Genomic DNA, 23,994 nt, shown 5'->3' on the forward strand with positions numbered 1-23,994 from the left:
GCGCGAGATGGCCCCTCGGTGGGCGGAGGGTGGTCGTCAGCCCCAGTCACTCGCCACGGCCCGCACTGAACCGAGGGTCCTGGAGGACCACCACTGCGTCGTCGGCCAGCGTGGCCGCCAGCTCTCGTGCCGCGGCAGGCGTCAGCGCTACGTCGCCATTGTCATCGAGCGCTGCGAGGAACCGCTCGCGGAGAGCGTCCCACAGCCGCTGGATGTCAGACATCAAGAGCTCCTTCGCGCGGTTCTCGAGACACCCCGACCTCCCGGCTGACGATGTCACCCGTCAGCGGGCAGGTACCAGTCCACCGAATGATGGCTCACCCGCAGCCCCCTGACGGGACCGAGCCAGAGAAGCCGTCGCTCCCGGAAGTGCCCGAGAGCCACCCCTGCGCTGACCCCTGACAAGGCACCGAAGTCCCCGTTGGTCGGCACCTCGTCCCGGAAGGTCGTCCCGCGGTGACGGACTTCCACCCAGACGGTGGAGTCATCTTCAACCCAGAGGAGCAGCTGGGTATCGCGCCGGGCCGTCTCGTAGCGCACGCAGGCGAGATCCGCGCCTCCGAACAGGTCCGATCCGGCGACCCCTTCGAAGGTGGGTGTGAGGCCGGGCAGCGCACTCTCGACGGCGTGCCGGACTCTGGTCATCTCCTCGCCGTCGTCGACCTGCCTCACCGCCGCGCCTCCACGTGACGTCCATCAGCTCCACCAACGAGGGCCTCCAGAGCTGGGGTGGCCGCCCGGGAAAGCAGGGTGACCGGTCGGACGCGACCTGCGGGAGGGCGGGTCACGGGGCGACCTGGTCAGACCGGGCGGGATGCGACCTGCGCCGCAGCAGCACTGTTCCTTCCCCGTGCGAGATGGCGAGCCACTGGGCTGGGCGCCAGGGCCAGGGCCGGGTCCTGAGCGTGCGGGCTTCACCCGCGCCCCTCAGGTACTGGTCGGCAAGCGCGACCAGCAGCTCGACCGCCTGCGCCTGGTCCCTCCGGTCATAGGCGTGCTCCTGGTGGGAGTACGTCCCGTCGAAGTCGGCAACGAAGGCACCGGTCCCCGCGGTCCAGAACTGCACTCGCCGCCGGCCGGGCTCCGCGGGCACCGACTCTTCGCCGCGCTCGAGGTGGATGAACAGTCGCCGGTCCTTCTCCTCGCAGCCGAAGCCCAAGCCCCGGGCGTCAGCGGCACGGGCGGCGACCTCCTCGACGTCGTTGAGCGACAGCCCACCTGACTCAGACACCGTCGGCCCGCCCAGCACTGGCGCCGGCGTCTACCGGGCTGAAGCTCACGCTGATCACCTCGACCTCGTCGTGGCGTCCAACAAGGCTTCCGCGAACCTGCCAGTCGTAGCGCACGAAGCTCGAGTCGAAGTGCAGCACGGTGCCTCCGCCGTCGTCAGGTGAGCCGGAGATGACGAACGACCCCTGGTTCTCCCGGAGATCGAGCACATTCGACCCCTCGGCCAGGGGCTTGTCGGGGAAGAAGTCCGGCGCCAAGGGCTCGTGCGACCAGAAGAACGAGGCCCGCCAGAGGCCGGCGTCCCCTGCCTTGGCAAGCCGGAAGGCCGTGCCCACTCCCTTTGCCTGCCACCACGGCTGCGGAGTCTCCCGGATTCCTTTGGGGATCCCGTGGGCGGAGGCGAAGCCCCGGCCGATGGTGAGATACGGCTGCTGGAGCGCGATCAACGAGCTCGTCCACGTCGGCGCGACACCCATCCCTGATCAGGCCTCCAACGAAGGGAAGCGGCCACTCCCCAGAGCAGGCCGCGAGCTTGGACGGCCGGTGGTGGCCTGTGGTCGCCGACGTACCCGTGAGGCCGTTCGCGCGTCGCCAGTGTGACAGCCGTGGCCGCCTCCCGGGCCGGCAACCAGAGCCGGAGGCGACCGGACCGCGGGGGGCGAGGACACGGCATACGAGCCTGCGTAGCCTGCCTCCCATGAGCGGCATGCGCGTGGACGGCCTCTTCCAGCTCACCGACGACCAGTGGCACGCCGTGGTGGACCTGGCGCGGCGCGCGGCGCAGGCCGACGGGGTGACCCCGCTGTCCGAGCACGTCCTGCTGCACGTGCGGCACAGCGCCAACGCCTCCGTGGACGCGGCGCTGGTCCACTTCCTCGCGTATGACGGGGACGAGCTCGCCGGCTACGCCCACCTCGAGCACGGCTCGAGCGGGGAGGCCTCGACCGCGGAGGTCGTCGTCGACCCCGAGTACCGGCGGCGCGGCGTCGGCACCGCCCTGGTGGAGGCGATCGCGGTGCAGGCCGGGTCGCTGCAGCTGTGGTCACACGGGCATCTGACCGCGGCCCGCTCGTTCGCCGCCCGCGACGGTTTCACCTCTGTGCGCGAGCTGTGGCGGATGCGCCGGCTGCTCGGCCAGGAAACCGGGGCGCCCGCCCTGCCGCCGGTGGTGCTGCCCGAGGGGTTCCGGGTGCGGACCTTCGAGGAGGAGCAGGACGAGGAGGCGTGGCTGGCGGTCAACGCCCGGGCCTTCGCCGACCATCCCGAGCAGGGTCGGCTCACCCGCGACGACCTGGAGCAGCGGATGGCCGAGGACTGGTTCGACCCCGAGGGGTTCATCCTCATCGAGGCCCCGACCGGCGACCTGGCGGCCTTCCACTGGACCAAGGTGCACGCCCACGCAGCCACCCCGGGCAACGGCCAACCCAGCCACCCACCCATCGGTGAGGTCTACGTGGTCGGCGTGGACCCGGCATACCAGGGCCGCGGCCTCGGCCGGGCCGCCACGATCCTGGGGCTGCGCTACCTGGAGGCGATGGGGCTGCCCGAGGTCATGCTCTACGTCGACGGGGACAACGCGGCGGCCGTGGCGACCTACACCCGGCTGGGCTTCGAGCGGGCCGACGTCGACGTCATGTACACCCGCACCGCCACCTGACGGACGGCCGCCAAAGGTATTCACCCGCCGGACAGCAAGCGGTGACACCATAGGCAAATGACCCCTGAGATGTCCGAGGCGCAGCGCATCGAGCAGTCCGCGCACATCGAGGTGGACGACGTCCCGAGCGCGACCGCCGAGGCGGAGGACGACACCGAGGCCGTGGACGCCACCGCGACCGAGGAAGCCGGCGTGGCCGAGGACCAGGGCGACCAGGGCCCGGTGCGCTCCATCGCGAGCGCCCGGCCGCGGCAGGCCAACGGGCGGTTCATGCGCGTCGTCCCGGCCCCCCACAGCCAGGGCAGCGGGTGGAGCGAGTCCGACCTGCCCGACGACCGCTTCCTTGACCGCGAGATCTCCTGGCTGCAGTTCAACGAGCGGGTGCTCCAGCTCGCCGACGACGAGGCGATCCCGCTGCTGGAGCGGGCCCGCTACCTGGCGATCTTCGCCAGCAACCTCGACGAGTTCTTCATGGTCCGCGTGGCCGGCCTCAAGCGCCGCATCGCCACCGGCCTGGCGGTGCGCTCGGCCTCCGGCCTCGAGCCGCGCGAGGTGCTCGAGCAGATCAGCCTCGTGGCGCACGAGCTGATGTGGATGCACGCCGACACCTTCGAGAAGGCCGTGCGCCCGGCGCTGGCCGACGAGGGCATCTCGATCGTGCGCTGGGAGGAGCTCGCCGAGTCCGAGCGCACCGTGCTGCACGGCATGTTCCGCGACCAGGTCTTCCCCGTCCTGACCCCGCTGGCGGTCGACCCGGCGCACCCGTTCCCCTACATCTCCGGCCTCTCGCTCAACCTGGCCGTCGTGCTGGTCAACCCCAAGACCGGCAACGAGCACTTCGCCCGGGTCAAGGTGCCGCCGCTGCTGCCCCGGTTCATCCCGGTCGGCCCGGCCGCGCAGGTCACCGACTCCCCGCTGGCCGACCTCTACCACGCCCGGTTCGTCCCGCTCGAGGACGTCATCGCCGCCCACCTGGACCAGATGTTCCCCGGCATGGAGGTGCGCGAGCACTACACCTTCCGGGTCACCCGCAACGAGGACTTCGAGGTCGAGGAGGACGACGCCGAGAACCTCCTCGCCGCACTGGAGAAGGAGCTGACCCGGCGCCGGTTCGGCCCGCCGGTGCGCCTCGAGGTCGCCGACGACATGGACGACCACGTCATGGACCTGCTCGTGCGCGAGCTCGGCGTCCACGAGGGTGAGGTCTACCGCCTGCCCGCCCCGCTGGACCTCACCGGGCTGAACCTCCTGGCCGACCTCGAGCGCTCCGAGCTGAAGTTCAGCGCCTTCGTGCCCAAGACCCACCCGGACCTGGCCGCGGTCGAGACCTCCCAGCCCTCGGACATCCTCGCCGCGATGCGGGCCAAGGACGTGCTGCTCCAGCACCCCTACGACTCGTTCTCCACCTCGGTGCAGGCGTTCGTCGAGCAGGCCGCCGCCGACCCGCGGGTGCTGGCGATCAAGCAGACCCTCTACCGCACCTCCGGCGACTCCCCCATCGTCGACGCCCTCATCGACGCCGCCGAGGCCGGCAAGCAGGTGCTGGCGGTGGTCGAGATCAAGGCCCGGTTCGACGAGCAGAACAACATCTCCTGGGCCCGCAAGCTCGAGCACGCCGGCGTCCACGTCGTCTACGGCATCGTCGGCCTGAAGACCCACGCCAAGCTCTCCCTGGTCGTCCGGCAGGAGGCCGAGGGGCTGCGCCGCTACTGCCACATCGGCACCGGCAACTACAACCCCAAGACCGCCCGGCTCTACGAGGACCTCGGCCTGCTCACCTGCGACCCGCAGGTCGGCGAGGACCTGACCCGGCTGTTCAACCAGCTCTCCGGCTTCGCCCCGCGCAGCCGGTTCAAGCGGCTGCTGGTCGCCCCGCGCTCGGTGCGCACCGGGCTGGTCGACCTCATCGAGACCGAGATCGCCCACGCCGAGGCCGGCCGCGGCGGCTACGTCGGGCTCAAGGTCAACTCCATCGTCGACGAGGCCGTCATCGACGCGCTCTACCGCGCCTCCCGCGCCGGCGTCCAGGTCGACGTCTTCGTCCGCGGCATCTGCGCCCTGCGCCCTGGCGTCCCCGACCTGTCGGAGACGATCCGGGTGCGCTCCATCCTGGGCCGCTTCCTCGAGCACTCGCGGATCTTCATCTTCGGCGGCGGCGGGGAGCCGGTGGCCTACATCGGCAGCGCCGACATGATGCACCGCAACCTCGACCGCCGCGTCGAGTGCATGGTGCGCCTGTCCGACCCCGGCCACCTCGCCGACGTCCAGGCCCTGATGACCCGAGGCATGGACGACCTGACCTCCAGCTGGCACCTGGCCGGCGACGGCCGCTGGACCCGACACCACGTCGGCGAGGACGGCTTCGCGCTCAACGACTACCAGGAGGGTTTGATCGAGCAGCACACCCGTCGCCGGCGCAAGGCCCGCCGCCGGTGAGTGAGGCCGAGGAGCAGGCCGCGGCAGCCGCCGCCGCAGCCACCGGGGGCGCCGGCGTGGTGCCCGGCCGCCGCACGCCCGCAGCCGGCACTGTCGCGTGGCGGGTCGAGGAGGACGCCCTTGAGGTGCTGCTGGTGCACCGCCCGGCCTACGACGACTGGGCCTGGGCGAAGGGCAAGCTCGACCCGGGCGAGGAGTGGCCGGTCGCCGCGGTCCGCGAGACGCACGAGGAGACCGGGCTGGAGGTCCGCCTGGGCCGCCCACTGCCGGGCGCGGCATACACGTTCCTGGACAAGGTCGGCGAGCTGTCGCTGAAGGAGGTCCGCTACTGGGCTGCGCAGGTGACCGGCGGCGACGGCGTGCTCGTCAACGAGATCGACGAGGTCGCGTGGCTGCCGGTGGCCGACGCCTCGGAGCGGCTGCACTACGCCCGCGACCGCGACCAGCTGCGGGCGGTGGTGCGCGCCTGGCACGCCGACACCCTCGACACCTGGCCGCTGGTGCTCGTCCGGCACGCCACCGCGCGCAGCCGCTCGGGATGGAAGGGCCCGGACCCGCTGCGGCCGCTGGACGACGGGGGCGAGACGCGGTCCAAGACCCTGAGCTCCCTGCTCGCCGCGTTCGGCGTCACCCGGCTGGTCACCTCCCCGTCGGTGCGCTGCGCTGCGACGCTGGCGCCGTACGCGCAGGCCCGCGGACTGAAGCTGCGCGCCAAGCCGGTCCTTTCCGAGGAGGGGTATGCCGAAGCGCCCGATCGCGCCGCCCGTCCCCTCGTGCGGCTGCTGGAGAAGGCGACGCCGGCGGCAGTGTGCTCGCACGGGCCCGTGCTGCCCGCCCTGCTGGACCACCTGGCCCCGCTGGTCGACCCGGACGAGGACGAGCGGGGCGAGGTGGCGCTGGCCCTCGCCGAGGCCGCGGACCTGGGCATGGCCAAGGGCGAGGCGCTGGTCTGCCACATGGTCGGCTCCGGGGCGTCCGCCCGCGTCGTCGACGTCGAGCGCCACCTCCCCTGACTTTGCTCACTCCAGGCGGGTTTGCTCAATTCAGGCCGCTCAGAGCCCCCGAATCCGGGGTCGAAACCGGTCTGGGCTGAGCAAAGCGGCCTCAACTGAGTACGGACGGCGGCGGGGGTGCGGGGCACGGCATACCGGGGCGAAATGGGCACTTGACCACCCACTGACGTGTCGTTCACCCGCTGCCCGCCTGCGCGACGCCCGGATGTCCGGCAGACGCCCGGATCCGTTCACCCTGCGTTCACCCGGAGCGGGTCGGCGCGTCACCCGGCGTCCCTACCTTCGGTGTTGACGGGCGAGGGAGCTCGTCCCTCTGACCCTGCATACGGAAGGTACGACCACAGTGAAGATCCAGCGTCTCGGCCAGCTCACCGGCGTGGCCCTTGTTGGCACGCTTGCGCTGACGGCCTGCGGTTCCGACAACAACGCCCCGTCGGCCGGCGGCGCCACCTCCGGCGCGTCCGGCACCGCCAGCGTCAACTGCGGCAAGGGCACGCTCAACGGCGAGGGCTCCAGCGCCCAGAAGAACGCCATCGACCAGGCCATCTCCGACTTCCAGGACCAGTGCTCCGGCGCCACGGTCAACTACAACCCGACCGGCTCCGGCGCGGGCGTGAAGCAGTTCCTCGCCAAGCAGGTCGACTGGGCCGGCTCCGACTCCGCCCTGAAGTCCGTCCCGAAGGACGGCAAGATCGAGACCCAGGAGGCCAAGGCGGCCTGCGGGTCCGACGCTTGGAACATCCCCATGGTCACCGGCCCGATCGCCGTGTCCTACAACGTCGCCGGCGTCGACAAGCTCATCCTCACCCCCGACGTGACGGCCAAGATCTTCATGGGCCAGATCACGACGTGGAACGACCCGGCGATCGCCAAGCTCAACCCCGGCGTCAAGCTGCCCTCCACCGCGATCAAGGTCTTCTTCCGCTCCGACGAGTCGGGCACGACGGAGAACTTCACCAAGTACCTCAACGCCGCCGCGCCGAAGGTCTGGACCGCCGCCCCCGCCAAGAAGTGGACCGGCAAGGGCGAGGGCAAGGAGAAGTCGGCCGGTGTCGCCAACGCGGTCAAGGCGACCGACGGTGGCATCACCTACGCCGAGTGGTCCTACGCCAAGGACAACAAGCTCGGCATCGCCCAGATCGACAACGGCTCCGGCCCGGTCGAGCTGACCGGCGACTCGGCGGCCAAGGCCATCGCCTCCGCGAAGATCGCCAGCACGGGTGGCAACGACCTCACGCTCAAGCTCGACTACGCCACCAAGACCCCGGGTGCCTACCCGATCGTCCTGGTGACGTACGAGATCGCGTGCTCCAAGGCCAAGGACCCGGCCAAGGTCGAGCTGCTCAAGAGCTTCCTGAAGTTCTTCGCCTCCCCGGCCGAGCAGGCCAAGCTCCAGGACATCGGCTACGCGCCGCTGCCCACCGAGATCCAGACCAAGGTCGCCAGCACCATCGACGCCCTGTCCTGATCTGATGTATGCCGTGTGGCTGGCTTCCAGGCCAGAGGCCAGCCACACGGCATACGCCCCCCGACCCCAACCACGAGGTACTGATCCAGCGTGACTTCAGTGACCGGCGTCTCCACCGCCGACAACTCCCCCGCCGCTCCGGGCCCTGCGCCCCTGAGCGGCGATGGTGCGTCCACGGGTCGTCTCGGCGACCGCCTGTTCGGGGGTGCGGCCCGCGGGGCCGGGCTGCTCGTGATCACCCTGGTCACCCTCATCGCGGCGTTCCTGCTCTCCCAGGCACTGCCGGCCCTCGCGCACGACAAGGCGAACTTCCTGACCTCCACCGAGTGGAGCGTCGACGGTGACACCCTGCGGTTCGGCATCGCCAACCTGCTGTGGGTCACCGTGATCTCCTCGGTGATCGCCCTGCTCATCGCGGTGCCGCTGGGCGTCGGCGTGGCGCTGTTCATCACCCAGTACGCCCCGCGCTGGCTGTCCCGCCCCGCCGCGTCGCTGGTCGACCTGCTCGCCGCGGTGCCCTCGATCGTCTACGGCCTGTGGGGCGTGTGGGTCTTCGGCTCGCACCTCAACGGCATCCAGACCGTGCTGCAGACGACGCTCGGCTGGTTCCCGCTGTTCGGGAAGACCACCGTCAGCGAGGGCGGCACGATCTTCGTCGTCGGCATCGTGCTCTCGATCATGGTGCTGCCCATCGTCACCGCCATCTCCCGCGAGGTGTTCGCGCAGACGCCGGTCGCCCACAAGGACGCGGCCCTGGCGCTCGGCGCCACCCGCTGGGAGATGATCCGCACCGCGGTCCTGCCCTTCGGCCGGCCCGGGGTCATCTCCGCCGCGATGCTCGCCCTCGGCCGCGCCCTGGGCGAGACCGTCGCCGTCCTGATCATTCTGTCCGCGCTGTCCAACGACACCCCGTGGTCGTTCTCGATCTTCAACGGTGGCGAGACCTTCGCCTCCAAGATCGCCAACAACGCCGCCGAGTTCGACAGCCCGCAGAAGGCCGGGGCGTTCATCGCCGCCGGCCTCGTGCTGTTCGTCCTGACCTTCGTGGTCAACGCGATCGCGCGGATCGTCATCGAGCGCCGGAAGGCCTTCACCGAATGAGCACCGTCGACACCCCCACCGCCCCGGCCGCGATGCCGGCCTCGGCGCCCCTCCAGCTCGGGCACAAGTCCCGCGGCCGGGCGCTGCGCAACCAGCTCGCCCGCGTCGCCATGTGGGGCGCGTTCCTGCTGTCGATGGTGCCGCTGGTCTGGATCCTCTGGACCGTGGTCAGCCGCGGCATCCAGATGCTGGTGACCGCCGACTGGTGGAGCCACTCCCAGCGCGGCATCACCTCGCGCATGGTCGGCGGCGGCGCCGTCCACGCCATCCAGGGCACGCTCATCCAGGCGACCGTCACCGCCCTGATCGCCGTGCCGATCGGCGTGATGACCGCGATCTACCTCGTCGAGTACGGCCGGGGCCGCTTCGCCCGCGCCGTCTCGTTCATGGTCGACATCCTCACCGGCATCCCCTCGATCGTCGCCGCGCTGTTCATCTACGCGGTGTGGGTGACGACGTTCGGCTTCCAGCGGGTCGCCTTCGCGGTCTGCCTGGCGCTGGTGCTGCTGATGATCCCGGTCGTCGTGCGCTCCACCGAGGAGATGCTCAAGCTCGTGCCGAACGAGCTGCGCGAGGCCTCCTACGCCCTCGGCGTGCCCAAGTGGAAGACGATCGTGAAGATCGTGCTGCCGACGGCGTTCTCCGGAATCGTCACCGGCGTCCTGCTCGGCCTGGCCCGCGTCATGGGCGAGACCGCCCCGCTGCTCATCCTCGGGCCCTATACCAAGAACATCGCCACCGACCTGTTCGGCGGCCTCATGGCAACCCTGCCCACGATGATCAACCAGGACCGCACCGAGAGCCTGCAGCCCGCCCTGGACCGGGTGTGGGGCGCGGCGCTCACGCTGATCCTGCTGGTCCTCCTCCTCAACGTGATCGGCCGCGTCGTGGCGCGGTTCGGGCGCGTGCGCAGCTGAGGCTGCGGGCGCGACCCAGGCACACGGCATACCGGATCTGAAAAGGAAGAACCCCACTCATGGCCAAGCGAATTGACGTCAAGGACCTGAACGTCTTCTACGGCGACTTCAAGGCCGTCGAGGACGTCACGATGACCGTCGAGCCGCGCTCGGTGACCGCCTTCATCGGGCCGTCCGGCTGCGGCAAGTCGACCTTCCTGCGCACGCTGAACCGGATGCACGAGGTCATCCCGGGCGGGCGCGTCGAGGGCTCGGTCATGCTCGACGACCAGGACCTGTATGCCGCGGCCGTCGACCCGGTGGCCGTCCGGCGCACCGTGGGCATGGTCTTCCAGCGGCCGAACCCGTTCCCGACGATGTCGATCTTCGACAACGTGGCGGCCGGGCTGCGGCTGAACGGCCTGCGCGACAAGAAGGTGCTGGCCGAGCGGGTCGAGAAGTCGCTGCGCGGCGCGAACCTGTGGACCGAGGTCAAGGACCGGCTGGGCAAGCCCGGCGCCGGCCTCTCCGGTGGCCAGCAGCAGCGCCTGTGCATCGCGCGGGCGATCGCCGTCGAGCCGCAGGTCCTGCTGATGGACGAGCCGTGCTCGGCGCTGGACCCGATCTCGACGCTGGCGATCGAGGACCTGGTCAACGAGCTGAAGTCGACCTACACGATCGTGATCGTCACGCACAACATGCAGCAGGCGGCGCGGGTGTCGGACCGGACGGCGTTCTTCAACCTGAAGGAGCAGGGCAAGCCCGGCCGGCTGATCGAGATGGACGACACGCACAAGATCTTCAGCAACCCCACGCAGCGGGCGACCGAGGACTACATCTCCGGCCGCTTCGGCTGACCCCGCCTTTGCTCAGCTCAGGCCGGTTTGCTCAGTTCAGACCGCTCTGGCGGGGGTTATCGGGCTCCGAAAGCGGCCTGAGCTGAGCAAACACGCTGGACGCCCCGTTGGCCTGTGGATGGCCGGCGGGGCGTCGCCGTTGTCGCCGATCGTGGTCGCATGACCACCGACCCCGAGCTGCCGGCGCTGTTCACGCGTGCCGAGGCGCTGGGTGCCGGCCTGAGCCGACACCAGGTGGCTCAGCGCGTGCGCTCCGGCCGCTGGCTGCCGCTGCGCCGCACCGTCTACGTGGAGCGGCAGCGGTATGACGCGCTGCCGGCACGCGACCGACACCTCCTCGCGCTGGTGGCAGCGCTGCACGCCAGGGGCGAGAGCGTCGTCGCCAGCCACCTCAGCGCCGCCGTCACGTACGGATGGGCCCTCCCGCTCGATGGACCTGGACCAGCCACGGTGACCTGCGGTGACCTCACCCAACCCACCCGCCGAGGACCGGACCAGGTCGTGCAGGTGGCGTCGCTCCCCGATGGCGACCGCCAGCACGTGTGGGTCTCTGCCGCGGGGGCTCGATGGGACCTTCCCGTCACCGGCCGAGCCCGCAGCGTCGCCGACAACCTGCGCCACCTTCGCCTGCCGGACGGCGTCGCCCTCGGCGACTCGGCACTCCGGGAGGGACGGGTGACTCATGACGCCGTCGCCAGGGTCCTCGATCGGCAGGCGTGCTGGCCCTACATCGAGCGCGGGCGCGCGGCGCTGCCCCTGCTCGACCCGCGCCGCACGACATGGCTCGAGAGCTACTCCTTCATCCGGCTCCATCAGCTCGGCCTGCCGATGCCCGAGCCACAGGTCACCCTCCTCGACAGGCAGGGCCGTTTCGTGGCCTGTGTCGACGGCTGGATCGAGGAGTCAGCGGTGGCACTGGAGTCAGATGGACGGGAGAAGTACTTCCTGCGATCGGCGCCCCTGTCGACGGATCCCGACCTCGCCGCGGACGAGCTCCTGGCAGAGGCCCGGAGATCGGTCATCCGCGAGAAGACCCGCGAGGACAGGCTGCGCGACCTCGGCGTCGAGGTGGTGCGCTGGGGCACCCATGACATCACCCGCCGGCCGCGTGAGGTGATGGCACGGATCGCCGCGGCCGCGGCGCGGGGTGACCGCAGCCGCCTGAGCGGCCGCACGGCATACCTGCCGGGTCCGCCGTGGCTGGAGGGGCCACGGCGCAAGACCGGGTGACAACCAGCCTTCTTTAAACAGTTCAGGCCGCTTTCGGGCCCGTTATGGCGGGGCGAAAGCGGCCTGAACTGAGCAAAGGGGCCTGAGGTGAGCAAAGACCTCGGCTACATGAAGAGGTGGGCCACGTAGAAGCAGAGGGCGGCGACGATGCCGGCGCCCGGGAAGGTCAGGACCCACGCCGCGACGATGTTGCCGGCCACGCCCCAGCGGACCGCGGACAGGCGCTTGGTGGCGCCGACACCCATGATCGAGGAGGTGATCGTGTGGGTCGTCGAGATCGGGGCCTTGAACGCCAGGCCGGCGATGAACAGGACCGACGACGCCGACGCCTCGGCCGCGAAGCCGTGCGGCGGGTCGAGGTGGATGATCCGGCGGCCCAGCGTGCGCATGATGCGCCACCCGCCGGAGTAGGTGCCGAGGCTGATGACCAGCGCGCTGGAGACCTTGACCCACAGCGGGATCGTCGCGCCCTGGTGGTAGCCGCCGACGGTCAGCGCGAGGACGACGATGCCCATCGTCTTGCCGGCGTCCTGCAGGCCGTGGCCGAGCGCCATCGCGGCGGCCGAGACGGTCTGGGCGAGGCGGAACCCGCGCGCCGTGCGGCCGGGGTGCGCCCGGCGGAACAGCCACAGGATCCCCGCCATGACCAGGTAGCCCAGGGCCAGACCGACGATCGGGGAGATGACCATCGGGACGACGATCTTCGACCAGACGCCGCCCCACAGGACCGTCGAGCCCGCCGCCAGCGACGCCCCGACCATGCCGCCGAACAGGGCGTGCGAGGACGAGGAGGGCAGGCCCTGCCGCCAGGTCAGCAGGTTCCAGGAGATGGCGCCGACCAGCGCGGCGGCCACGATCAGCAGACCGGTCGGCCCGTCCGGCGGGGCGATGATGCCCTTGCCGACGGTGTCGGCGACCTTGACGCCGAGGAAGGCACCGGCGAGGTTGCAGACCGCCGCCATGCCCAGGGCGATCCGCGGGGTCAGTGCCCGCGTCGACACCGACGTCGCGATCGCGTTGGCCGCGTCGTGGAAGCCGTTGGTGTAGTTGAAGACCATCGCCAGGGTGATGACGATGGCGATCGGGAGGAAGTCCACGGGGGTCAGGACTCCTTGACGGCGATCGACTCGACCGCGTGGGCGACCTTCTCGAACGCGTCGGCGGCGGCCTCGAGCTCGTCGATGACCTCCTTGAGCTTGAGCACCGTGATGGCGTCCGCGCCGTTGTTGAACAGCTCGGCGAGGAGCCGGCGGTAGACCTGGTCGGCCTGGTTCTCGAGACGGTTGATCTCGATCCAGTACTCCTGCAGGTCGCTCATCGAGCGCAGTCGCGGCATCGCCTCGGCGGTCAGCTCGGACATGCGCGCGAGGACCTCGACCTGGGAGGCGATGCCCGCGGGCAGCTCACCGATCCGGTACAGCACGATCAGGTCGACCGCGGCCTCCATGAGGTCCATGCAGTCGTCCATGCTCGAGGCGAGGCCGTAGATGTCCTCGCGGTCGAACGGCGTGATGAACGAGCTGTTGACCTTGCGCATGATCTCGTGCGTGGCCTCGTCAGCCGCGTGCTCGATGTCGCGCATGCGCTGGGCGATGGGCTCGCGCTCGGTCGGCGCGACTCCCAGCAGGGCGGTCAGCTCCTTGGCGCCCGCCACGATGTGGCTCGCCTGCTGCGCGAACAGGTCGTAGAAGCTGGTCTCTTGAGGGGTGAGGCGAAAACCCACGGGGAACTCCGGTCATCAGGAAAGTGGCCGTAGGTGATGCTAAAGCCACGGCAACGATGTCACCCAACCGAGTGGTTGGGCCCGAGCACGAGTGTTCATGCAATGTTCACCCGAAGCGGGTGGCCGACGCCATCCACCAGCGGGGTTGTCCTGCCCAGCGGACGTCGCCGTCCGCTGGGTGGCACGCGAGCACGGTATGCCGTGTGGTCGCCGCGCGCCCGCCGGCCGGGTGCCGCAGGCAGAGCCGGCAGGTTGCTGCGGGGAGAACCGGAAGGTTGCCGCGGGGAGAACCGGCAGGTTGCAGCAGGCAGAAACGGTCGGCCTGAAGGGGGAGGTCCGCGCCCGACCGCCCGGCGTGTCCGGGCCGGTTCAGGCCGGGGACGAGGTGCCGGCATCGCCGGCGCCGGCCGCTGCGGGCCCGCCAGGGGCCACGCCGAGGAGCCGGTCGATCTCGTCCTGGGACAACGGACCGTCGCTCGACGTCGCAGCGACGACCAGCTCACCCACGAGCTCGATCTCGAACTGCAAGTCGCCGTCGGTGAGGAAGTCCCCCGACGCTTCCGGTCCTGCCATGGGACCAATCTAGACCGCGTGAGGGCCCCTCGGGTGGCTTTACCACAATCGTGATTGCCGAGCTTCCGGACACGTCGGGGCTCGCCCCTGAACAGGGCAGGCCCGCCCTAGGCAGGGACAGGTCCAGGCCGCATCATGGGCGCCATGACCGCAGCCCGCACGGAGGACCGAGGCTCGTTCACGCACGGCCTCTGTCTGGCCTGCGGGTGGCGCGGTCCGGGGCGCCGGGCACGCGCCGGCGCCGAGCGGGACGCCATGGCGCACGCCGACGGCAACTGCCCGATGGAGGCCGCCGAGCTCGACGAGGCGACGTTCGCGGGGCTGGGGCTCTCCGGGGAGGGGGCCGACGGCGGCAGCCAGGCACACGGCATACCGGTGGCCCTGGGAGAGGCTGGGGTCGCGCCGGGCCGGGAGCGCCTCACGGCGCATGGCCGCTCGTAGCGGCTTCAGTTGGGACCCGGGGCTACCGCGGCCCGGCGCAACGTCATCCACTGTAACTGCCGGGTCCGGCCGGCCGCGCGAGGTTGCTGCGGGCCGTGTGAGAACGACCTCAGATCAGGTCGTCCTTGCGCCAGAGCCGGGCGCACGCCTCGAGGTCCTCGCCGGTCGTCTGCATCGATGCCGCGCGGCGGGTCTGGGCGGTGCTGACCTGAGGTGATGCCGCGTCGGTGTCGTCGGCCAGGTGGGCCCGGCCGGCCGAGATGACCCGGCAGAACGCCGCCGCCCGCTCCAGCGCGATGGCCAGGTCGCCCTCGAAGACGCCGGTGAGGATCGCGTCGGTGAGGGCCTTGAGCTCCTCGGGCCCGGGCGGCTCGGCCACCCCGGCCACGACGTGCGGGACGTCGGCGAACCGGATGCCGGCGGCGTAGTCGCGCGAGGCGCCCGCGGGGTCGCGGCGGACCCACTCGCGCAGCGCGTAGAGCCGCCACAGCGCGCCGGGCAGGCTGCGCGCCGGGCGGTCGGCCCACAGCTCGGCCAGCGTGGAGAGCCCGAGCTCGTCCACGAGCTCGACGAGCTTGCTGGTGAGGGCAGGGTCATGGGCGGCGCGGCCGGTGCCGACGATTACGGCAGCCGTCTCGTGGGCAACTTCTGTGATGCGCGCCGGGTCCGGCGCGCCGGCCTGGGCATCCATGGCGGCCGGCCCAAAAAAGGCGGGTCGCCGGGGAACTCCCCGCGCAGTAGGTTCCTCAGGCACGAACACGATTTTCTCACGTCAACCGGCGGCGAACCCGCCGGAGGCAGGACGGCGACTGGAGCCCCCCGGCCGCCGGACAACGGACGCGGCACCGTCGCCGCGCGGAGGAGTGTGTATGTCGTCGCAAGTTGAGACCGGTCGCATCACGACCGACATCCCCGCCCGACTCGACCGGCTCCCCTGGGCCGGCTGGCACTGGCTCATCGTGGCCGGCCTGGGCACCGTCTGGATCCTCGACGGCCTCGAGGTCACCATCGTCGGGTCGATGTCCGAGGCGCTGCAGAAGCCGCTCGGCACCGGCCTGGGGATGACCAGCTCCGACATCGGCATGGCCGGCGCGATCTATGTCCTCGGCGCGTGTCTCGGGGCGTTGTTCTTCGGGCAGCTGACCGACCGGTTCGGCCGCAAGAAGCTGTTCCTCGTCACCCTCGGGATCTACCTCGTCGGCACCGTGCTCACGGCGTTCTCGATGAACCCGATGTTCTACTTCGCCTGCCGGTTCGTCACCGGCGCCGGCGTCGGCGGTGAGTACGCCGCGATCAACTCCGCGATCGACGAGCTGATCCCGGCCAAGTACCGGGGCCGCGTCGACCTGGCCATCAACGGCTCGTTCTGGCTCGGTGCCGCCGCCGGCTCGCTGCTCACCGTCGCGCTGCTCAACCCCGCCCTGGTGCCCGACTGGCTCGGCTGGCGCCTGGCCTTCGGCCTCGGCGCGATCCTCGGCCTGGGCATCCTGGTGGTCCGCCGCAACGTGCCGGAGAGCCCCCGCTGGCTGTTCATCCACGGCAAGGAGCAGGAGGGCGAGAAGGTCGTCCAGCAGATCGAGAAGCACGTCGAGAACACCACCGGCTCCTCCCTGGACCCGGTCGACGAGACGATCACGATCCGCCAGCGCAAGACCATCGGGCTGGGCACGATCGCCAAGACCGTGTTCACGCTGTACCCGCGCCGGACCGTGCTGTGCCTCGCGCTGTTCATCGGCCAGGCGTTCCTCTACAACGCGTTCTTCTTCACCTACGGCGACTCGCTCACCAAGTTCCTCGGGGTGAAGCAGGTCGGGTGGTACATCGCGGCGTTCGCGGTCAGCAACTTCCTCGGCGCGTTCCTGCTCGGCCCGCTGTTCGACACGATCGGCCGGGTCAAGATGATCTCCGGCACCTACATCCTGTCCGGGGCGCTGCTCGCGGTCACTGGGTTCATGCTCGGCGGCCTCAACGCGGTCACCCTGACGCTGATGGGCGCGATCGTCTTCTTCTTCGCCTCGGCGGGGGCCTCGTCGGCCTACCTGACCGCCAGCGAGGTCTTCCCGATGGAGACGCGGGCCCTGTGCATCGCGTTCTTCTATGCGATCGGCACCGCGGCCGGCGGCATCTCCGGACCGCTCTACTTCGGCCACCTCATCGACGCCGCGTCCAAGACCAAGGACATCACCGGCATCGCCCCCGGCTACTTCATCGGCGCCGCGCTGATGATCGTCGGCGGCGTGGTGGCGGCCTTCATGGGCGTCAAGGCCGAGCAGAAGAGCCTGGAGTCGATCGCCCAGCCGCTGACCGCCGAGGAAGCCCCGGCGTCCGGCTCCGGTGGCGACCGGACGGCGCCCGCGCCGGCGTAGTCCGCTAGGCAGGACCCACGACGGCCGCCGACTCCCCGGGCAGGGAGAGGCGGCCGTCGTCGGTCAGGTGGGCCTGCTCGTCCCAGGCGAGGACGACCTGCCGGTATGCCGTGGCCTCACCGAGGTCGAGCAGCGCCGGCTCCGCGCCGAGGTTGACCGCGACGCGGTGCTCGCCGCGGTGGACGACGACCGTCCCCGCCGCCGTGTCGTGATCGACACCAACCCGGTCCAGATGCGGGTCGCGCAGGTCCGCCCGCTGACGACGCAGGGTGAGCAGCGCGCGATACCAGGAGAGGATGCGGTCGTGCGGAGGGCCGGTGAGCTCGCTCCAGTCGAGCCGGGAGCGCTCGACGGTGGCCGGGTCCTGCGGGTCGGGCACGTCCGCGGAGTCCCAGCCGTGCGAGGCGAACTCGCGGCGACGGCCCTCGCTGACGAGGCGGGCGAGCTCGGGGTCGACGTGGTCGGTGAAGTACTGCCACGGCGTCGAGGCCCCCCACTCCTCGCCCATGAACAGCATCGGGCTGTAGGCCGAGGTGAGCAGCAGGGCCGCCCCGCACGCGAGGCGGCCGGGGCTGACGAGCTGGCCGAGCCGCTCGCCGACGGCGCGGTTGCCGACCTGGTCGTGGGTCTGCAGCGAGGCGACGAAGTGCCAGCCCTCCAGGCGCAGCGTGTCCACCGGCCGGCCGTGGGTGCGCTCGCGGAAGCTCGACCACGTGCCGTCGTGGAAGAACGGCGTGGTGAGCACCTTGGCCAGCGCGCCGGGGTCGGCGAAGTCGGCGTAGTAGCCGAACGTCTCGCCGGTGAGCAGCACGTGCAGCGCATGGTGGACGTCGTCGGCCCACTGCGCGTGCAGGCCCAGGCCGCCGCCGGCGTCGGGGTCGGGTGTGCGCCGGGTGACCGTGCGGGGGTCGTTGCGGTCGGACTCGGCGATCAGCCACAACGGCCGATCCACTTCTGCCGCAAGGGCTTCGACGTCGCGCTCCATCTCCTCGAGCAGGGGCAGGGCGCGGTCGTCGTTGAGCGCGTGGACCGCGTCGAGGCGCAGGGCGTCGATGTGGAAGTCGCGCAGCCACTGGGTGACGTTGCCGAGGACGAAGGCACGGACCTCGTCGCTGCCGGGGCCGTCGAGGTTGAGCGCCTGGCCCCAAGGCGTGACGTACTTGTCGGTGAAGTAGGGCCCGAACTCGCCGAGGTAGTTGCCGTCGGGGCCGAGGTGGTTGTACACGACGTCGAGGCAGACGCCCAGGCCGCGGGCGTGGCAGGCGTCGACAAACCGTTGCAGCGCAACAGGCCCGCCGTAGGGCTCGTGCACGGCGTAGAGGTCGACGCCGTCGTAGCCCCAGCCGTGCCGGCCGGGGAAGCTCGCCACCGGCATGACCTCGACGAGGTCGACGCCGAGGTCCACGAGGTGGTCGAGCCGCTCGACCGCGGCGTCGAAGGTGCCCTCCGTGGTGAACGTGCCGATGTGCAGCTCGTAGGTCACGGCCGACGGCAGGTGGACGCCGCGCCACTCGGCGTCGGTCCAGCCGAAGGCGTTGGGGTCGAAGGCGACCGAGCGCCCGTGAGGCCCGTCCGGCTGGCGGGGCGAACGCGGGTCCGGCCGCGGATCGCCGCCGTCGAGGGCAAAGGCGTATGCCGTGCCGGGCGCCTCGGGCAGGTCACCGCGCCACCAGCCGCCGGTGTCCCGGAGCATCGGCCGGCGCTCGTCGCCGAGGACGAGGTCGACCGACTCCTTGGCGAACGGCGCCCAGACGGAGACCTCGGTCATCGGCGGACTCCCTTGGCGTTGCTCGTGACCGGCGCTGTCGACAGCCGGGCGGTCAGGGTCATTGACGGACCAGCAGGGCGACCGGGCGGGTGGTGAGCAGTGCCGCACAGGCGACCTCGCCACCGAGGTGGACCCGGCCCGTGAGCGTGTCCCGCCACTCCCCCTCGGGCAGCAGCACGCGGTCGTCCGCGGCCCACCCGCCGGAGCGCTCCAGGCGGGCGGGCGCCCGGGTCACGACGGCGGCGATGCGCTCGGAGCGCAGGAACCCCAGGGCGTGCTCGGTGCTGGACTGGAGCGGGCGGTAGGTGGCGCCGACGCCGAACGCCTCGGGGTCGGCCCGCCGCAGCCGCAGGGCGGTGGTGGTGACGAGCAGCTTCTCCTCGTCGAGCCCCCCGAACCCTTCCGCCGGGAGGGACGTTCCTGGTGTTTCCGGGGCCGGGAAACCGGGAGGAACGTCCCTCTCGGCGGGGTTGTCCGTGGGGTCGTCGGCGGCGGGTGGGGGCGCGGCGTGGAAGGCGGGCGCGACCTCGGCCTCGGCGGTGGCGTGCAGGAGGGTGTGGCGCCGGCCGAAGTCGACCGGGCGGCGGTTGTCGGGGTCGACCAGCGAGAGGTCGACGACCTCGCACCCCTGGTAGGTGTCCGGCACGCCGGGCAGGCACAGCTGGAGCAGCTTGGCGCCGAGGACCGTGGCGCGAACGGCTGAGGCGTTGCGGGACAACGCCTCCTGCCACACGTCGCGTAGCTCGCCGGGCGCCATCGCGGCGTCGGCCAGCGCCAGCACCCGCTTCTCGTAGTCCTGGTCACCGTCCACCCACGCCGTGCGCTGCTTGGCCTCGCGCAGCGCCTTGACGAGGTAGTCGTGCAGGCGCTCGCTCGTCAGCCCGGTGCCCGCCCCCACCAGCGTCTGCCAGACCAGGTGGGCGGTCGGGCGGTCGACGCCGAAGGTCTCGGCCGCCGTGCGGAACGCCGCCGAGCAGCGGTGCCACGACTCGGGATCGCCGGCCACGGCCAGGAGCCGGGCGCGCACGTCCTCGCTGCGCTTGGTGTCGTGGGTCGACAGGGTGGTCATGCCGCGCGGCCAGTCGCGTTGCTGCGCCTCGGCCCAGCGGTGCAGCTCCTCCCCGGACGCGGTCTCGAGCACCGCCGGGTCGCCACCCACCTCGTTGAGCGCCACCAGCCGGTGCCAGCGGTAGAAGGTGGTGTCCTCGATGCCCTTGGCCATCACCGGGCCCCACGTCTGCTGGAGCCGCACCGCGAAGTCCACGGCAGCCGGCGGCAGGTCGGCGTCCTCCCCGAGGGCGAGCTCGACCAGCGCGGCCAGCTCGGCCTCCAGGTCGGGGCGGGCGGCCAGCGCCCGGGCCTGCGCGTCGTCGATCCGCTGCCGGGCCTCGCGCGAGAGCCGGTACTCGGGCCGGACGTAGGCGCGGTAGACCTCGCCGGCCACGAGCAGCTCGACCACGGCCTCGCGCAGGCGCTCAGGATCCATGGAGGGCAACGCTTCCCGCGCCCGCCGGGTCAGCCGGTCCACCTCGGGGGCCAGGGAGTCGGCCACCACCTGACGCTTGGCCCGCTCGACCGAGCGCTCGATCCGGGGCTCGCCCCCGGCCGCGACCCAGCACTCCTCGAGCACCTCGGCCGACCCGGGATCGACGAGAGCCGCCTGCACGGCCTGCAACGCGTCATACCCGGTCGTGCCGTCGCACGCCCAGGTGGACGAGAGCCGCTCGTGGCCCTCGAGGATCTTCTCGACCCACACGAGCGTGCCGGGCGTCGTCGCGGCGCGCAGCGTCGTGAGGTAGCCCTCGGGGTCGGCGAGGCCGTCGGGGTGGTCGATGCGGAAGCCATCAATCACGTTGCGGTGGTTGAGGTCCAGCAGCAGCCGGTGCGTCGCCTCGAAGACCTCCTCGAGCTCCACGCGGACGGCGATGAGCTCGTCGACCTCGAAGAAGCGGCGGTAGTTGAGCATCGTGTCGGTCTCGCGCCAGGAGGCCAGCTGGTAGTGCTGGCGGGCCAGCACCTCGGCGACGTCCTCGCCCTCGGTGCCGAGGGCGATCGGGAAGACGTGGTCGTGGTAGCGGATGACCGGCTCGCCGTCGAGGTCGCCGAGGACCAGCTCGCCGGTCTCGAGGGTCGCCTGGAGCGTGTCGCCGAGCAGGGGCAGGCCGAGCCGGCCGCCGCCGGACTTCCAGTCGATGTCGAACCAGTCGGCGGTCGGCGCGTCGCGGCCCTCGCGCAGCACCTGCCACAGGGGGGCGTTGGCGCTCTCCGGCGCGACCAGGGCCATGTGGTTCGGCACGACGTCGACGACGAGGCCGAGCCCGTGGGCGTGGGCGGTGTCGGCGAGCGCGACGAGGCCGTCCTCGCCGCCGAGGTCGGCGCTGATGCGGGTGTGGTCGAGGACGTCGTAGCCGTGCATCGAGCCCGGCACGGCCTGGAGGACCGGCGAGAGGTAGAGGTGGCTGACGCCGAGCGCGGCGAGGTAGGGCACCTGGGCGGCAGCGTCATCGAAGGTGAAGCCCGCATGCAGCTGCAGGCGGTAGGTGGCGGTGACCTCTCGCGGGTCAGGGCTCACGGGCACGTCCCTCCATGTGGCGCAGATCACAAACGGGTGGACATCGTCCCAGAGAGGCGGGACGCCGGGGTCAGCGTCTCACGCCCATAAGCCTCGCCCGTCGCTTTGTCCGGCAATGCCCCGGTATGCCGGACGGTCGCGGCCCGCGGAATGACCCCGGAGGCGCCTCATCGACAAGATCCGGGCGCCGGTAAGCGCTTTCACCACAGATTTTGCGCTTTCTTTACCCGACCATGACGGAATCGCTATGTTGATCCGTCAAGTACGCAGGTCATCGGATCGGCGTGATGGGGGCGGGGCCACGCAGGCTCACGTCATGGAGGGGAATCACCTGATGAGCCTGAGCTCTGCTGTGCGTATGACCGGTCTGGCCAAGGCAGAGGTGGTCCGCCTGGCCATGGGTCTGGGGGTCGTCGGCGTCACCGTCGCCGGCCTGACCGCGCTGTCGACCGGCGCCCTCTTCACTGACACTAAGGACGTCACGGGCAACACCTTCGCCACTGGAAAGGTCGAGCTGACCGCCAGCCCGAGCTCGGCGGCCCTGACTCTCTCCTCGATGGCTCCCGGTGACTCGGTCGTGAACGAGCTCACCATCGCCAACAGTGGCAGCCTGCAGCAGCGCTACTCCGTGGTGTCCGCCACGACGGAGGACACCTTGGCGCACCAGCTCGTGCTGACCGTCAAGACCGGAGTGACCACCTGTTCCAAGGCCGGTTTCGGCGCCAGCGGAACCCAGCTCTACACGGGCTGGTTGGGCAAAGCCGGTGGCTTGCAGGTCTTCGGGGACTCCACCCCCGGCGCGCAGGCTGGTGACCGCGTCCTGGACGCCGGCAGCTCGGAGAAGCTCTGCGCGAAGGTGGCGCTCCCGATCGCCACCGACAACACCTTCCAGTCGCTGACGACCACGGCCACCCTGACCTTCAACGCCGAGCAGGTCGTCAACAACCCCTGACCCACGCGGCCGGGAGTCCCGAGGTGAACCAGACCGGGACACGCGGCTGTTGTTCGTCGTACGCCCGAGGGGAGGGAGGACTGCCCGTGCACTCCGGCTCGCGCCGCACCGCGGCAAGGGCTCTCCTGCGCGCCCTCGGCCTGGCCCGTCGCCTCCTGACGACGGTGGCGGTCATCGCCTCTGTCGGGACGGTGCTTGGGCTGGCGCTGGTCAACCACCAGGGCAACAAGGTGCTCGTCGTGTCGTCCGGGTCGATGACCCCGACGTTCCGCGCCGGGGACGCCGTCGTCGTCCGGCCCCCCTCCCCGACCGCCCTGCGGTCCGGGACGATCGTCACCTTCCAGCCGCCCGGCGCGACCGGCCGCCTCACCACACACCGGATCCGCGCGGTCGTGCGAAAGCCCTATGGGGTATTCCTGCAGACCAAGGGCGACGCCAACCCGACGCCCGACCCGGACCTCGTCCCGGTGGCGAACGTGCGCGGCGTCCTCACCCGGCGCCTCCCGAATGCCGGCCGCTGGCTGGTGTTCTACCAGTCCCCACGAGGGCGAGCGATCGTCCTCGGCCTGCCACTGCTCCTGCTGCTGCTGAGCCAAGGGCTGTCATTCGTCAGGGACCTCGGGCGGGTTCGCGTCCGCAGAGCGGCCTCGGCATTCCCGGACCAGCGCACGGCGGACGTCGTAGTAACAGGCGCTGCAGACGTTCTCCCGACCCGCCGGGAGCGTCGGGAAGCCACGTCAACCGGCTCGGGGCAGCGCTTCGTGGCAGGGTCGGTGCTCGCGGTCTGTGCCGTAGGCGCTGCGGTCGGAGTCGGCGTCGCGAAGCACACCCACGCCCTGTTCACGGCGGCGACCCCAGTGGGCGCCAACACCCTGGGCACACGGGCGTACTGTCCTGACCGCGCGGCATACAACAACGAGGTGGTGAAGGACCAACCACTCCTGTGGTACCGGTTCGACGAGACCGGCGGAGGCACGGCGGCCAACTCCGGCTCGGTGACCAGCAGCCCGGCCAGCTACCTCAACTTCCAGGCTTCTGAGTTTGGTGTCTGGGGTGCGCTCCGCTGCGACGAGAGGCCGCTCGGCACGGCCGAGACGGCCATGACCTTCGACGGCACCGACGACTACGTCGTCTCCTCCGCGAGCAGCAGCATCGGCAAGACCGAGCCGGTGTCGCTGGAGGCATGGTTCGTCGCCCCCGTGAACTCCACCGGGGGACTCATCGTGGGCCGCTGCTACCAGAACGGAAATCGGGACAGTGACCGCGTCATCTACCTCACCCCCGGGGGGCAGGTGGCTTTCGGGCTCGGCACTGTGTCAGCCGCGCATACGCTGATGACCTCCGGGGGATCGCTGGCCGATGGGCAGTGGCACCACGTGGTCGCCACGGCCGACGGGTCCACGATGGTGCTCTACCTCGATGGATCGCCGGCCGTGTCGAAGACGTACGTGAGCGCGAACAACGGCCAGGGCATCTGGCAGGTGGGGTGGGACGACCCGAGCGACCTCGGCCAGTGGCCAAACGCCCCCAGCTCCTCCTTCCGCGGCAGCATCGACGAGGTGGCGGTCTACGGCTCCACGTTGGGCGCTGACCGTGTCGCCGCACACTGGTCGAAAGCGCACTACCAGCCCTGACGAAGACCTGCGGATGTCGTCATCGCGGCCGGGGCAACCCTGGTTGGGCGCCCAGAACCCCTCGGGCGCCCGCGGGG

22 protein-coding genes are annotated in these 23,994 nt (G+C 71.0%); 12 read left to right on the forward strand and 10 right to left on the reverse strand.

Annotation, left to right across the window (positions count from 1 at the left end):
* Positions 1 to 46: 46 nt before the first annotated feature.
* The 4 genes from AC3ANM_RS09245 to AC3ANM_RS09260 form a co-directional block, all read right to left on the reverse strand.
* Positions 47 to 223 (reverse strand): hypothetical protein, encoded by a 177-nt coding sequence (locus AC3ANM_RS09245; protein ID WP_488287833.1) that lies wholly within the window; start codon positions 221 to 223, stop codon positions 47 to 49.
* 53 nt (positions 224 to 276) lie between these two features.
* Positions 277 to 672, reverse strand: a complete 396-nt coding sequence (locus AC3ANM_RS09250; RefSeq protein WP_488287834.1) for a hypothetical protein — start codon at positions 670 to 672, stop codon at positions 277 to 279.
* Between the two features lie 112 nt (positions 673 to 784).
* Entirely contained in the window at positions 785 to 1,231 is a 447-nt protein-coding gene (locus AC3ANM_RS09255) for a hypothetical protein (RefSeq protein WP_488287835.1), read from the reverse strand.
* Positions 1,224 to 1,706, reverse strand: coding sequence for a hypothetical protein (locus AC3ANM_RS09260; RefSeq protein WP_488287836.1), 483 nt, complete (start codon positions 1,704 to 1,706; stop codon positions 1,224 to 1,226). The genes AC3ANM_RS09255 and AC3ANM_RS09260 overlap by 8 nt, the downstream gene beginning before the upstream one ends.
* 221 nt (positions 1,707 to 1,927) lie before the next feature.
* On the opposite strand from AC3ANM_RS09260, the gene mshD reads away from it, so the two are divergent.
* From mshD to AC3ANM_RS09300, 8 genes are all read left to right on the forward strand, one after another.
* The gene (mshD, locus tag AC3ANM_RS09265; RefSeq protein WP_488287837.1) at positions 1,928 to 2,887 is read left to right on the forward strand and encodes a mycothiol synthase; all 960 of its coding nucleotides are present in this window, start codon (positions 1,928 to 1,930) and stop codon (positions 2,885 to 2,887) included.
* A gap of 57 nt (positions 2,888 to 2,944) precedes the next feature.
* Positions 2,945 to 5,323, forward strand: a complete 2,379-nt coding sequence (locus tag AC3ANM_RS09270; RefSeq protein WP_488287838.1) for an RNA degradosome polyphosphate kinase — start codon at positions 2,945 to 2,947, stop codon at positions 5,321 to 5,323.
* Positions 5,320 to 6,336 (forward strand): NUDIX hydrolase, encoded by a 1,017-nt coding sequence (locus AC3ANM_RS09275; RefSeq protein ID WP_488287839.1) that lies wholly within the window; start codon positions 5,320 to 5,322, stop codon positions 6,334 to 6,336. Before AC3ANM_RS09270 ends, AC3ANM_RS09275 begins: the two co-directional genes overlap by 4 nt.
* Before the next feature lie 343 nt (positions 6,337 to 6,679).
* Complete coding sequence (gene pstS / locus AC3ANM_RS09280; protein ID WP_488287840.1) at positions 6,680 to 7,804, forward strand: phosphate ABC transporter substrate-binding protein PstS; 1,125 nt, start codon at positions 6,680 to 6,682, stop codon at positions 7,802 to 7,804.
* A 90-nt stretch (positions 7,805 to 7,894) separates the two neighbouring features.
* Positions 7,895 to 8,905 (forward strand): phosphate ABC transporter permease subunit PstC, encoded by a 1,011-nt coding sequence (pstC, locus tag AC3ANM_RS09285; RefSeq protein ID WP_488287841.1) that lies wholly within the window; start codon positions 7,895 to 7,897, stop codon positions 8,903 to 8,905.
* Positions 8,902 to 9,822, forward strand: a complete 921-nt coding sequence (gene pstA / locus AC3ANM_RS09290) for a phosphate ABC transporter permease PstA (protein WP_488287842.1) — start codon at positions 8,902 to 8,904, stop codon at positions 9,820 to 9,822. The genes pstC and pstA overlap by 4 nt, the downstream gene beginning before the upstream one ends.
* 59 nt (positions 9,823 to 9,881) lie before the next feature.
* Complete coding sequence (gene pstB / locus AC3ANM_RS09295) at positions 9,882 to 10,658, forward strand: phosphate ABC transporter ATP-binding protein PstB (RefSeq protein WP_488287843.1); 777 nt, start codon at positions 9,882 to 9,884, stop codon at positions 10,656 to 10,658.
* 159 nt (positions 10,659 to 10,817) lie between these two features.
* Positions 10,818 to 11,888, forward strand: coding sequence for a hypothetical protein (locus AC3ANM_RS09300; protein WP_488287844.1), 1,071 nt, complete (start codon positions 10,818 to 10,820; stop codon positions 11,886 to 11,888).
* Between the two features lie 104 nt (positions 11,889 to 11,992).
* Here the strand turns inward: AC3ANM_RS09300 and AC3ANM_RS09305 are convergent, their stop codons facing one another.
* From AC3ANM_RS09305 to AC3ANM_RS09315, 3 genes are all read right to left on the reverse strand, one after another.
* Positions 11,993 to 12,985 (reverse strand): inorganic phosphate transporter, encoded by a 993-nt coding sequence (locus tag AC3ANM_RS09305; RefSeq protein WP_488287845.1) that lies wholly within the window; start codon positions 12,983 to 12,985, stop codon positions 11,993 to 11,995.
* Between the two features lie 5 nt (positions 12,986 to 12,990).
* Positions 12,991 to 13,611 carry a DUF47 domain-containing protein gene (locus AC3ANM_RS09310; protein WP_488287846.1) on the reverse strand — a complete coding sequence of 207 codons (621 nt, stop codon included), beginning with the start codon at positions 13,609 to 13,611 and terminating at the stop codon, positions 12,991 to 12,993.
* A 369-nt stretch (positions 13,612 to 13,980) separates the two neighbouring features.
* Entirely contained in the window at positions 13,981 to 14,184 is a 204-nt protein-coding gene (locus AC3ANM_RS09315) for a hypothetical protein (protein WP_488287847.1), read from the reverse strand.
* A 144-nt stretch (positions 14,185 to 14,328) separates the two neighbouring features.
* On the opposite strand from AC3ANM_RS09315, the gene AC3ANM_RS09320 reads away from it, so the two are divergent.
* Positions 14,329 to 14,625, forward strand: a complete 297-nt coding sequence (locus tag AC3ANM_RS09320; protein WP_488287848.1) for a hypothetical protein — start codon at positions 14,329 to 14,331, stop codon at positions 14,623 to 14,625.
* Positions 14,626 to 14,734: 109 nt separating this feature from the next.
* Here AC3ANM_RS09320 and AC3ANM_RS09325 read toward each other — a convergent pair whose 3' ends face one another.
* On the reverse strand, positions 14,735 to 15,316 hold the full coding sequence (locus AC3ANM_RS09325) for a hypothetical protein (RefSeq protein WP_488287849.1): 582 nt from the start codon (positions 15,314 to 15,316) through the stop codon (positions 14,735 to 14,737).
* A 178-nt stretch (positions 15,317 to 15,494) separates the two neighbouring features.
* Here AC3ANM_RS09325 and AC3ANM_RS09330 point away from each other — a divergent pair, with 178 nt between their 5' ends.
* Entirely contained in the window at positions 15,495 to 16,991 is a 1,497-nt protein-coding gene (locus AC3ANM_RS09330; protein ID WP_488287850.1) for an MFS transporter, read from the forward strand.
* A 4-nt stretch (positions 16,992 to 16,995) separates the two neighbouring features.
* On the opposite strand, the gene treZ is transcribed toward AC3ANM_RS09330, so the two are convergent.
* Both treZ and treY read right to left on the reverse strand, forming a co-directional pair.
* Positions 16,996 to 18,759, reverse strand: coding sequence for a malto-oligosyltrehalose trehalohydrolase (treZ, locus tag AC3ANM_RS09335; RefSeq protein ID WP_488287851.1), 1,764 nt, complete (start codon positions 18,757 to 18,759; stop codon positions 16,996 to 16,998).
* Positions 18,760 to 18,817: 58 nt separating this feature from the next.
* A complete protein-coding gene (gene treY, locus AC3ANM_RS09340) occupies positions 18,818 to 21,331 on the reverse strand; it encodes a malto-oligosyltrehalose synthase (protein ID WP_488287852.1) in 2,514 nt (837 codons plus the stop codon).
* Between the two features lie 358 nt (positions 21,332 to 21,689).
* On the opposite strand from treY, the gene AC3ANM_RS09345 reads away from it, so the two are divergent.
* Both AC3ANM_RS09345 and AC3ANM_RS09350 read left to right on the forward strand, forming a co-directional pair.
* Positions 21,690 to 22,283, forward strand: coding sequence for a TasA family protein (locus tag AC3ANM_RS09345; protein WP_488287853.1), 594 nt, complete (start codon positions 21,690 to 21,692; stop codon positions 22,281 to 22,283).
* An 86-nt stretch (positions 22,284 to 22,369) separates the two neighbouring features.
* Entirely contained in the window at positions 22,370 to 23,917 is a 1,548-nt protein-coding gene (locus AC3ANM_RS09350; protein ID WP_488287854.1) for a signal peptidase I, read from the forward strand.
* Positions 23,918 to 23,994: the final 77 nt, after the last annotated feature.

Source organism: Oryzihumus sp. JJN4-3R (assembly GCF_057747915.1).